Source organism: Pseudoalteromonas sp. Cn5-37 (assembly GCF_021532495.1).
In the GTDB taxonomy this organism is placed as follows: Bacteria; Pseudomonadota; Gammaproteobacteria; order Enterobacterales; family Alteromonadaceae; genus Pseudoalteromonas; species Pseudoalteromonas simplex.
In genome coordinates this window covers 595,575-607,032 of record NZ_JAKGBA010000001.1, presented here as the reverse complement: position 1 = coordinate 607,032, position 11,458 = coordinate 595,575, and the positions used below count along the sequence as shown (strand labels likewise).

11 protein-coding genes are annotated in these 11,458 nt (G+C 40.6%); 3 read left to right on the top strand and 8 right to left on the bottom strand.

Going from position 1 to position 11,458, the window contains the following annotated elements; genetic code table 11:
* Positions 1-24: 24 nt before the first annotated feature.
* Entirely contained in the window at positions 25-606 is a 582-nt protein-coding gene (locus L1266_RS02710) for a superoxide dismutase (protein WP_054551537.1), read from the bottom strand.
* Positions 607-870: 264 nt separating this feature from the next.
* Between L1266_RS02710 and L1266_RS02705 the strand changes: the two genes are divergently transcribed.
* Together L1266_RS02705 and L1266_RS02700 are read left to right on the top strand one after the other, a co-directional pair.
* A complete protein-coding gene (locus L1266_RS02705; RefSeq protein ID WP_054551536.1) occupies positions 871-1,209 on the top strand; it encodes a Grx4 family monothiol glutaredoxin in 339 nt (112 codons plus the stop codon).
* A gap of 116 nt (positions 1,210-1,325) precedes the next feature.
* The gene (locus tag L1266_RS02700) at positions 1,326-2,222 is read left to right on the top strand and encodes a hypothetical protein (protein WP_235376804.1); all 897 of its coding nucleotides are present in this window, start codon (positions 1,326-1,328) and stop codon (positions 2,220-2,222) included.
* An 11-nt stretch (positions 2,223-2,233) separates the two neighbouring features.
* Here the strand turns inward: L1266_RS02700 and nfi are convergent, their stop codons facing one another.
* The gene (nfi, locus tag L1266_RS02695; RefSeq protein WP_138600441.1) at positions 2,234-2,902 is read right to left on the bottom strand and encodes a deoxyribonuclease V; all 669 of its coding nucleotides are present in this window, start codon (positions 2,900-2,902) and stop codon (positions 2,234-2,236) included.
* A gap of 115 nt (positions 2,903-3,017) precedes the next feature.
* On the opposite strand from nfi, the gene L1266_RS02690 reads away from it, so the two are divergent.
* Positions 3,018-3,938, top strand: coding sequence for a hypothetical protein (locus tag L1266_RS02690; RefSeq protein WP_138600443.1), 921 nt, complete (start codon positions 3,018-3,020; stop codon positions 3,936-3,938).
* A gap of 115 nt (positions 3,939-4,053) precedes the next feature.
* Here L1266_RS02690 and L1266_RS02685 read toward each other — a convergent pair whose 3' ends face one another.
* From L1266_RS02685 to L1266_RS02660, 6 genes are all read right to left on the bottom strand, one after another.
* Positions 4,054-5,343 carry a sensor histidine kinase gene (locus L1266_RS02685; RefSeq protein WP_138600445.1) on the bottom strand — a complete coding sequence of 430 codons (1,290 nt, stop codon included), beginning with the start codon at positions 5,341-5,343 and terminating at the stop codon, positions 4,054-4,056.
* Positions 5,343-6,671: a sigma-54-dependent transcriptional regulator gene (locus tag L1266_RS02680; protein WP_235376803.1), complete on the bottom strand. Its 1,329-nt coding sequence runs from the start codon at positions 6,669-6,671 to the stop codon at positions 5,343-5,345. Before L1266_RS02680 ends, L1266_RS02685 begins: the two co-directional genes overlap by 1 nt.
* Before the next feature lie 81 nt (positions 6,672-6,752).
* On the bottom strand, positions 6,753-7,958 hold the full coding sequence (locus L1266_RS02675) for an ABC transporter permease (protein ID WP_138600449.1): 1,206 nt from the start codon (positions 7,956-7,958) through the stop codon (positions 6,753-6,755).
* 11 nt (positions 7,959-7,969) lie between these two features.
* On the bottom strand, positions 7,970-9,283 hold the full coding sequence (locus L1266_RS02670; RefSeq protein ID WP_235376802.1) for an ABC transporter permease: 1,314 nt from the start codon (positions 9,281-9,283) through the stop codon (positions 7,970-7,972).
* A 2-nt stretch (positions 9,284-9,285) separates the two neighbouring features.
* Positions 9,286-9,993 (bottom strand): ABC transporter ATP-binding protein, encoded by a 708-nt coding sequence (locus L1266_RS02665; RefSeq protein ID WP_054551528.1) that lies wholly within the window; start codon positions 9,991-9,993, stop codon positions 9,286-9,288.
* Positions 9,994-10,014: 21 nt separating this feature from the next.
* Positions 10,015-11,268: an efflux RND transporter periplasmic adaptor subunit gene (locus L1266_RS02660; RefSeq protein WP_235376801.1), complete on the bottom strand. Its 1,254-nt coding sequence runs from the start codon at positions 11,266-11,268 to the stop codon at positions 10,015-10,017.
* Positions 11,269-11,458: the final 190 nt, after the last annotated feature.

Sequence of the window (11,458 nt, the reverse complement as noted above, 5' to 3'; positions counted from 1 at the left end):
TTGATTACTGCTAGTAACAGAAGATTAAGCGAAGTTAGCGTTCGCGAAGTCCCAGTTAACTAATGCCCAGAAACCTTTTAGGTAATCTGGACGAACGTTACGGTAATCGATGTAGTAAGCGTGTTCCCAAAGATCCACAGTTAGGATTGGAGTAACACCTTCATCAGTTAATGGCGTTGCAGCATTTGATGTGTTAACGATATCAAGAGTGCCGTCAGCTAGTTTAACTAACCAAGTCCAGCTTGAACCGAAGTTGTTTACTGCTTTGTCGTTTAACGCTTCTTTGAATGCGTCGAAAGAACCCCATTTAGCGTTGATCGCGTCAGCGATTGCGCCTGTAGGCTCGCCACCACCGTTTGGAGATAGGCTGTTCCAGTAGAACGTGTGGTTCCAGATTTGTGCAGCATTGTTAAATACGCCACCTTCTGAAGAACATACGATTTCTTCTAGAGATTTGTTTTCGAATTCTGTGCCTGGGATCAGACCGTTTAATTTCACAACGTAAGTGTTGTGGTGTTTACCGTGGTGAAACTCTAGAGTCTCTTTTGAAATATGTGGCTCTAATGCATCGATTGCGTATGGTAGTGACGGTAGTTCAAATGCCATTTTTTATCTCCATCTTCTTGGTTGATAGTCCACTCAGTTATAGGTAATAGCAAGGTAAACAGCGTACTTCCCTATACCAAGTGGTATTATAGTGTTACTATAATTGTTGAGTATTTTACTCAAGTTTTAGCAAACAGCAATGCTATTGCTAAAGACTATTTAAAATTGTGGCTACGAATGCCGATTTTAAGTTATATATCTGAGGCCACAGTGAAACTTTTTCAAGGCCAATGTAGTAAGCCAATGTCTTTTTTGAGGTTGTAAATGGAAACCATCGATAAAATTAAACAGCAAATTTCTGAAAATCCAATCCTTCTTTACATGAAAGGATCACCAAAGTTACCTAACTGTGGTTTTTCTTCACAAGCATCACAAGCACTTATGGCGTGTGGTGAGCAGTTTGCTTACGTTGACATTCTACTTAACCCAGATATCCGTGCAGAGTTACCTGCATACGCAAACTGGCCAACATTCCCACAACTATGGGTAGAAGGCGAGCTTATCGGTGGTTGTGACATTATCATCGAAATGTTTCAACGTGGTGAATTACAGCCACTAATCACTGAAACAGCTGCAAAGTACAAAGAAAAAGACGCTGAATAATTATATTTAGTGTTGAAAGAAGCCGCTGATTGCGGCTTTTTTTTTACCTATTTTCTTAGTTAAGTACAACTTAAAAATAAAATGCATGTTCAATTTTCTGCTGGGTTGATTATTAAATGAAATGTGAAGCTCCACCACTTGTTGTGTCTGGTGCGCTAGTAAAACAGGAAAGTTCCTACTTTTTCAAAGGGGTGCCTTTTACGGGGGTTGCGATTTTCACTGAAAGCGGGGTTGTTGTTAGCAAAAAGCAATTTTTTAATGGCGAAATATTAGGAGAATACAATTTTTCTTATATCGATATTAAAGGGCTTGAGTTATTAGATAGTATCATTGATGAAAAATGGGATGGAAACTTACAGCTTTTTCATGAAGGTAAGCCTTTTAATGGTGTTGTTTATGAGATTGCTTATGACTGGGTGTGTGATGTACGTTGTATCATTGAAGGGTGGGAATTAGATGGTTTGTCTCAACATTTTCAAAAGCATGATTGTTACTCTGAATTAATTTATGGCGCTGGTCCTATTCAGTATGAATATATATGGAATGAGCCTTCAGTGTTGTCTTATTACAAAGTGAAGGTTCAAGCTGGGGATAAAAGAAGTTTAAAGTTATCATTTAATAAAGAGAATAAGCTTCGTGGTATATATATCTATAAGAGTATTGACGATATCTTTTCTTTGAATGCTAAGGTTGATGACTCACCGCTAAAAATCACGAGTTTTAGCGATATAAAAAAATTGCTTTCTGATAATGTTATAGAGCTTAGCTTACAAGACGTAACGGATGTAAAATTTACAGAATTATTGCCGTCGCTGTTAGAGTTCCCAGTTAATACGCTTTTAGTTTCAAATATTAGCTGGGGTGTTTTATACGAGCTGAAAAAACATGCTTGGCTGGAGCTAGAAGAACTAAGCTTTCACCATTTAGTTAATTTAACATTAGATGAGGTCATTTCTTTTCGAAATGATAATTTTAAGAAGGTAAAAATATTATACAAACTTAAGCTTTATTAATGAGTTAAGATTTATGTTTTTTCATAAGTCTTTTCTCTATGTTCTTTTAAAGTTTTATTTACCAGTTGATCAGCTTGACGTGTTGTCTCGGGAAGTCTGTATTTAGGCGTTAGCTTGAGAACCCACTCAACTGCTGTATCTAAAGATACTTTATGGCCAATAGATACATAAACAGGTTTAATGTTATCTTGTGTGCGTAACACTTTGCCAATAACTTCGTCGTTATCTAATAAATCTGCCGTTGCGCCGCGGTGTGCTGCAAGTTCATTAAACTCGCCTAATAACTTGGTTTTTCCGCAACCTATGGTGGGGATATCTAATGTGACACCCAAGTGGCAAGCAAGACCAAAACGCCGTGGATGTGCAAGGCCATGGCCATCGCAAACAATTAAATCAGGTGTTATGGTCAGTTTGTTATATGCATTTAAAAGCGGTGGCACTTCACGAAATGAAAATAGCCCTGGTATATAAGGAAAGCTGATGGCCTCAATACTAGTTTGTACTTCAAGTACTTTTAATGTATCAGCATTCAGTACCGTAATTGCGCCAACAACTTCAGATGATTGTTCGTTATAAGCAACATCGACACCAGCAATTGTCTTAACACACTGCTTTTCATCGGATGCTCTTACTTTTTTAGAGAGCGACAGCTGTGCTTCTTTTAAACTATTGATATCCATAACATCTTAAAAATTCAAAGTATAATGTGAGATTTTATCATAATTAAAAAATGCTAGTTGTATGAAAAAAATAAAGTTTATTATTACTCATCAAAAAAGCAGGTACATGTAAATAATGAATAAAAACTTAGAAAAATTTTTACGAAAGCGTAAGCGTGCAATCAAAGGCCCGGAAAAGTATAAAAATATTTTTGAGGATAATATTGTTAGAATTACTCACTATATTGAGCATGGTAAAACCCAGGGAGAAGAGTTTTCTAATGAGCGATTACCTTTTGCTCCTTGGGAAAAGCTTAATATTGAACTGTCAGGCCAATGTAAAATTTACGAAAATATTGCACAAGCTAGTTTAGTTAAGGACAGCGTGATTGATGCAGAGCACTTAAGTTATTATTTAAATTATGGATACTATGAATTAGCAATTGCGCATATAAAGCAAAAACGCTGTTTTATTCGTTTTGGAGTTGAAAACGAAGGAGTTATTTCACCTGGCAGTGTATTTCAATTAGCTACAGCTTTTTTATTACATCAGTATGATTATGCTCGGCAATTTTATAGATTATTCGAAAACGGTTATATGAAAAACTGGATAAACCGTTCGAAAAGTCATATTGGTGATTTTATCATCTTGTTGTTTGATAGGGCGAAAGGTGATAATACTCTAAAACCGATTGTAGATGACTTTGCTTACCAAGCTATTTTAGATAATTGGAATAGTACTGACTTAACAAAAGTCACCGCTTATCTAAATCAGTTATGTGATGATCAAGTCACTCAGGTAGCATCACCACCGAGTAAGATGTTTTTTGAGTTCGATAATATGAACTGGCAATTTACACCTTATGCTGCACTTATGCTGCTAACGTTAAGAGCACAACATGGCCTTGAGAACCCTGATTTTGATCACCCAGGTTTTGGCAATGTGACTTCTTTACTATTAACACAGCCTGTAGCCCCTCAAAAAGATGAGGTGCTTGAACAACTCGTTGCCAAGTTACATGAGCAAGGTTTCAACGAAAAGGCTTTATTAGCATAGAGGTTTAAATAAGTGGTAATTTAATCAGTATGATACGACTTAGCATTGCAAAAGCTCATATTATGTTACGGGTTTCTTTGTTAATCATGATCCATCTCGAATGTGTTAAAGGCCATTAGGGCAGCAAAACATGCACGCTTAATCCACCTTGCTCGCGGTTATGTAAGCTGATTTGCCCGTGGTGTGCTTCAACTATTTCTCTGCAAAGTGCTAACCCTAAGCCACTACCTGTTGCTTTGGTTGAGTAAAAGGGAATAAGTGCGTTCGCCATTACAGCTTCACTCATACCTTTGCCTTTATCACTCACCGTGATGTGTGTGCCACTTGCTTCTTGTTGCACAGTTAAGCTGACACCTTCGGGGTTTGACCCTGACTCATAGGCATTTTTTAATAGGTTTATAAGTAACTGTTCGAGCTGAGTGTGATCAGCGTCAGTTGTCACTCGCTCATCAAGTGAGACCTCAACCTGCCACTGACTTTTTAATTGCTCAATCAGTGTCGGCCAGTTAATCGTTGATAGTTGAGGGGTGGGTAACTTGGCAAATTTACCATAACCTTGCACAAACTCATTAAGGTGTTTTATGCGGTCTTCAATGGTTGTAAATACCCGTTTTAAGCGTGGTTCATCGACTTCTTTTGTTAAAAGTTGCGCGCTATGAAGCATTGATGACATTGGCCCAAGGGAGTTGTTAAGCTCATGGCTAATAATACGAATAACTTTTTTCCAAACCTCTACTTCTTGGCGGCTTAGTTCGCGGGTCAGCTGTTTAAAAACATACAGTTGATGAAACTGATTATTAAGTAATAATCGGCCTGTTGCCATATGCCAAGTTTGTGATTCTTGATCCGCTTTGTCGAGGGTAAATAAGCCATCAACACCTTTGTGTATGGCACGCGTTAATTGCTCGCAGCTTGAATCTAATAAGTTTTCTAGCTTGGCGCCTTCAAGGGCTGATTTAGCATCAAGTAAGCTGCGGGCACTGTGGTTGCTATAAACAATAAAGCCTTGGTCGTTAGTCAAAAGCACAGCTTGTGGGGAGCTTTGCAGTACTTTGTCGAGCATCAACTCACGCTGATAAATCCATTGTTTTTCTTGGCGAAGCTGTTTTGCAGTTTGGTTATAAAGCCGGCATAAATCACCTAGCTCATCACTGCCATCATAGGCTAATAATGTAGCCAGCTCACCATCTTTAAAATTAAGCAGCCCGGTTTCGAGCGAGTTCATGCCATCAATGAGCGGAGCTGATAATTGCGCGGCAAAAAATCCGCTTATCAAGGTGCAAGCGAGTAGGGCTAATAGGCTGTAAAGCAAGCTTATGCCCGCAAAATAACAAACCAATATAAGCGGCAATGCAGACGCTGCAATACACAAAGTGATGATTTTATATCGAAACGAAAAACGCATTAGTATTCAATCTTAAATTTATCAAGCCTGCGGTAGAGTGCTTGGCGGCTTAAACCAAAATGGCGAGCCACTTTAGCAATCACACCTTTGTACTCGCGCATGGCAAGTTCGATCTCTTGTTTATTAGGCTCTGCTCTTGTATGTGTTGGGCTGTTTGTTTCAACTTGTAAGCCAAAATCAGCAAGCTCAATCACCCCTGAGGGTTTTAAAACGCCAGCGCGTTTACAGGCATTTTCAAGCTCACGAACATTACCCGGCCAGCTATGGGCGAGCAGGGTTTTTTCTGTACTTAACGACAGTGTGCGCTCAGGCAAAAAGTGTGCGACTAAAGCTAAAATATCATCTGGGCGATGGGCAAGGCTTGGTAAATTTAACTCAATTACATTTAAGCGGTAGTAAAGGTCTTCGCGAAATTGACCTGTTTTAATTGCATGGCTTAAATCTTCATTGGTTGCTGAAATCACCCGCACATTCACTTTACGTGTTTGTGTTGAGCCTAAACGTTCAAATTCACCAGTTTGTAAAATGCGTAATAATTTCATTTGTCCAGAAAGTGGCAAGTTACCAATTTCGTCTAAAAATAGGGTGCCACCATCGGCCGCTTCAAAACGGCCAATGCGTTGTTTAGTAATACCGGTGTAGGCGCCAGCTTCGGCACCAAATAATTCAGCCTCAATAAGCTCGCTTGGTAAAGCACCGGCATTAACAGTGATAAAGGGTTTATCAGCTAATAATGAATTAGCCTGTATTATTTGCGCAATGCGCTCTTTACCACTGCCGTTGGGGCCTGTGATAAGCACTGAAATATCCGATTTAGCCACTTGAATCGCAAGATTAACAATGTGCTCCATAGCGGTACTTTTATAAACCAAGCCCACCAAATTTGCTTGTTGCACAGATGCGTCACGCTCTTGCTGGTGGCGTGTAAAGGTTTCGTTTTGCTGTTTTGCTCTACCCAGTTCGATTAGGTTATTTACACAAGTAAGTAGCTTGGCATCGTCCCATGGTTTTGGTAAATAATCAGCAGCCCCTGCTTTGACAAGTTCAACGGCAGTAGAAAGCTCTGTCCATGCGGTGATCAAAATAATCGGTAGGTGAGGGTTTATGTCTCGTAAGGCATAAAAAAGTTCTTTGCCTTCTTCGCCGGAAGTGGTGTCGGCGGTAAAGTTCATGTCTTGAATAACAAGCGCAATACGTTGGTATTGTACGGCTTGAATTGCCTCAAACGGGTTACTTGCTGTAACAACATCAAAACCGTGAATTTCGAGTAATAACGACAATGCATCCAAAATGGCTGGGTTATCGTCGACGATAAGTATTTTTTCCATATTATTGTTTTAGTTATTTTCCTAATAAGGGTGCAAGATGAATGCTACACTGTTAATCCAGTGTAGCATAGGTTGGGAGAACTAAATTGTTCGAGTTGCAATGCTCGGTGAGATATTCGCCGCCCGTTTTGCAGGTGCAAGGACTGCTAATAAACTCATAACGAACACTGCCAGCGCTGTAGCAAGCACGTAGCTAACATCAAGCTGAGCTATTGAAAAGTGCTGCATGAGCAACTGGCCTAAATACACGGCAGCAATCACACCAATCACTAAACCAACTATACATATCATGGCGTTTTCAACTAAGAAGTAGCTGATGATGGCCGATTTTCTGGCGCCTAAAGCGCGGCGAGTGCCTATTTGTTTAGTACGCTTGCTAATATTGAACAGCGTTAGGCCGAAAATACCCAGGGCCGTCACCAACACTAAAATAGTAATAAGTACAATCAACATGCGCATCATTAATGTATCTTCAGCCATGTATGACTCTTTATCGTCATCTAAGCCACGAATGCGAGAAATAACGCGTTTGTTGTAGTTTTTCAGCATGGCTTCTTCAACACGGTTCATGACTGATTGGCGTTGACCAGGCTCTGTTCTAACCACAAAGCGTGCATTTGTACCAGGTTTAATAAAAGGCAGCAGTGCTACGTTATCTGGGCGGCTGTCTTTAAGCCAAGGGCCTTTCATTAGATCAATAACACCAATTATTTTCATTGGAATGTCACCAAAGTAGACTGTTTGCCCTAAACCATTGCCTTCAGGGAACAACTCATCGAGTAGAGTTTTAGTAACAACGGTTACTTTTGAAAGCTCATCATAGTTATCGGTGACGATCACTTCGTCTTCGGTGTAGTTACGCCCAGCAATGAGTTTTACACCATAAGTATTAATGCCATGCTCATCGATAAACATGTAAGAGCTACGCGCTGATTTACTCTCTTCAGGTGCTGGCTTTAAACTAAAATCTGACGAAGAGCCACTGCCCGAAAGCGGTGTATTACTTGAATAAGCAGCATCAACTACACCAGGTATTTGACGAAGCATGGCTTCATCAAGCTCATATTGCTGTGACGGCGACACATCTTTGCCAAACATCATGACATTAAAAACGAAAATGTCTTGTTCAGGATAGCCAGTCTCTTGGCTTAAATAGCTAATTCTGTCTTGAATAATAAACGCTGCGTTACTAACAATTGCAGTGGTGATGGCAATTTGGATCAGTAATAAAATGGCGCCAACTTTTGAGCGGCATAAGGCGTGAAAGATAGGTTTAATTTCTAACATGGGTGTCTTCCTTATTGGCTCTTAAGATAAATAGCAGGGTTGGTTTTACATACCAGCCAAGCAGGGTACAGACCCGCTATCACACAGGTGCTAATTGCAATCACAGGTGCGCTGAGTAGCATGGTTAAATCCATAGTGGCTAAGCTTTGGTAGTAGCTATAGCTTTGACGTACGCCTAATAAGCCCACTTGCGCCAAAATAATTCCGAAGATGCCACCTAAGAAACCTAACATCGCGACCTCAACAATATGTTGAAAGAATATTTGGCGTTTGCTTGCACCTAATGCACGGCGCACACCAACCTCAGGAGCGCGGCGTAAAAATTTCGCTAGTAATAAACCTAAAATGTTGGCAAGGCATACTGCTAAAAACATAAAGCTTAGGCCAACCAGAATTTCGTTGTCTTCGCTAACGACATTGTTGTACTGCATCCACTCATTTACATCGCGTAAGGTGGCGGTTAATTTTTCGCGGTTAAAACGACCTAGCTTTTGTTGCTCTTGCATATAGGCCATTAAAAAGTCTTGGTAAGCTTGCTTTTCTGCAGGTGTTTTTAGTTCAACCCAAAATTGTAACCACACCATTTCAGAATTGAGCTTATCGTTAAAGGTATTGGTTTTTTCGTGCTTCCAACCATTGGTATTACCCCAGTTTTCAAGCTGGCGTGCTTTCATTAGGCTAAATGGTAAAAATAGTTGCTCGGTCTTATTAAATGCACCGTTGTTCAGATCATAGTATTTGGTGGTGATATCCCAATCATCAATCACGCCAATAACTTCGTAGCTGGCATCATCAAGGTACACCATTTTGCCTACTGGGTTTTCACCTGCGAATAGTTTGTCGTTTAATTCATTATTGATCACCACAACAGGGGCGGCATCGGCTTCTTGTTGTGCGCTCCAAACCCCACCGTAAATAAACGATAGGTTAAACATATCGAAAAAATCAGGCGTGGTTAGGCGAGCTTGACCAATAAATGGTTTAACTTTATCTGAGTCTAAATAAACCGAAAAACCCGTTCTAACCATAGTGACACGTTTGCCACCCGCATTTGCTTGATTAAGATTAACGGCATCCTGATAAGTTAATTGCAGTGGCATGTTATCGACTGTCCACCACGTACGGCCTTCATCCATAGTTTGTAACTGCACAGAATAAAGGTCACTACTTTTTTCAGGAATAGGGTCTGCCGACATCATGTGATACACAGATAAACTGGTCATGGTTACGCCAATACCAATGGCAATGGCCAGTACCATTAAAAAGCTCACAAGTGGCGTGCGCTTAAAGCTGCGCCAGCTTAAATCTAAATAATGAAGGAACATGGTTACACTCCAGCCGCTTTAAGGTTTTGAGTGCCTTGATACAAGGTGAAGTCAGCGAGTTGGCCGTCAACAACTTGGATATTACGAGGTGCTCTGCGAGCAAGTTCTGGATCATGGGTAACCATGATGATGGTTGCGCCATCCCGGTTGATTTGTTCAAGTAGCTCCATCACTTGACGCGCCATTAAACTATCTAAATTACCAGTTGGCTCATCGGCAAGTAAAAAGCGCGGTTCACCTGCAAGGGCTCTGGCAATAGCCACACGTTGTTGTTGACCACCAGAAAGTTGTTGCGGTAAGTGTTTAGCGCGTGATGCTAAACCAACTTGCTCTAGGCATTGCTCGATTCGGCGCTTACGCTCGGCGGCTTTGATACCGCGATAACGCAGTGGTACTTCAATATTTTCATAGAGGTTCAAATCTGGAATAAGGTTAAAACCTTGGAAAATAAAACCAATTTTTTGATTACGAAGATCTGCACGCTGGTTGTCGTTTAGCTTACCCACGTCAATACCGTCTAACATGTATTGGCCTTCGCTAAAGGGTTCTAACATACCGGCGATGTTTAAAAAGGTGGTTTTTCCTGAGCCACTTGGGCCCGTTACGGCAATAAATTCACCTTCTTCTACTTGTAGGTTAAAGTCACGAAGGGCATGTGTTTGTACCATATCTGTTTGATACACTTTGCTGATGTTGTTCATTGTAAGCATGTTGATTATTCCTTTTATTTGTTAGCGTAAAACCAGTGTGGGTGCTTTTTTAAAGCGATCGTAGTTCGAGATAATTAACTTATCGCCAGGCTCTACGCCTTCAATTATCTCCACAGCATTAATACTGCTTGCACCGGTTTTTATATCGATTAAATAAGCCATGTCACCGTCAACCTTATAGGCATAGGTGCCACCTTGTTGTAAGAATGCGCCGCGTTTTACTTGTAATACATCGTCGCGATTCTCTAATAAAATACGTGCGGTTAAGCGTTGGTTTTGGCGGATGCCAGAAATCTCATTGTCAAAACGTACGCGGGTTGTCACCTCGCGGTTATTCACTTCAGGTGATATAGCCGATAGCGTGCCTGTGACATGACGACTACCTAACGTAAGCTCAACTTGCATACCAAGACCTAGCTCATTGGCGTAACTTTCTGGTACTTGCAGTTCTGCTTCAAAGTTACTTAAATCTACCAATGTCATTAATGGTTGGCTTTGTGTGACCGCTTCTTTTTGTTGCACTAATAAGTTACCCACAATGCCGCTTACACTCGCGGTAATAGTGAGTTCATTTACTTGTCTGAGTAAATCATCAACAATCAGTTGCTGACGTGCCAGATCACGCTCTGCAGCTTTTAGCTCAAATGCGAGGGTATCTTTAGCTAAGCTGACTTCTTGCTCGGCGTGCTTATAAGACAGCTTGGCACGGGCTAAGTCATCAACGGCTTTTTCTAAATCTATTTGGCTAATTAAATGTTTTTCGATTGAGATTTTAGCTCGGCGGTTTTCTCTATCTGCAGCATTGAGTTCAACTTGCGCTAAATCGAGCGCTTTAGTCAGGCTTAGTTTTTGTCTACGCGCTTCAAGTTGCTTGCGCTGTAACTCGCCTTCTAATCTCGCTAATACTGATTGTTGTTGTTTTAGCTCGTTGGTTAGCTCAGGGCTGGTTACGGTTGCGATCACTTCATTTACTTCAACGCTGTCACCGGCTTTAACTTTTAAATCGACAAAGCCGCGTTCTGGGCTGTAAACCTTTGGCGCATTAGCTGCAACGATTTTACCGCTTGCTGCTACATCTCTGGTGAGTGTCTTTTGGCTTACTTCACTAATTTGTAGGCTTGCTGCATCAACCGAGATGCTGCCATCGTTACTGGCAAACAATGCTTGAAAGCCGAGTGCACCAACAAGTATTACACCTGCTGCTAGTATAAGTGGCTTTTTAATGGTGTTTTTCTTGGCCACTGTAATATCTTGGGCACTGGTATCCTTAATCATCATAACTCCTTACGATTCTCAAAACACACAATCATGAAGCCAACGGCAAGCATGGTAAGTGGAGAAGCCATAAACAAACTGATAGTGAACATTTTGAAATCCTCAATTTCGCTGATGTCTTATCTATACCAGTAGCGTGCCAGTTTTTAATTTATTGATTTTTAATTATTTTATGTTTTAACAGTGAGTT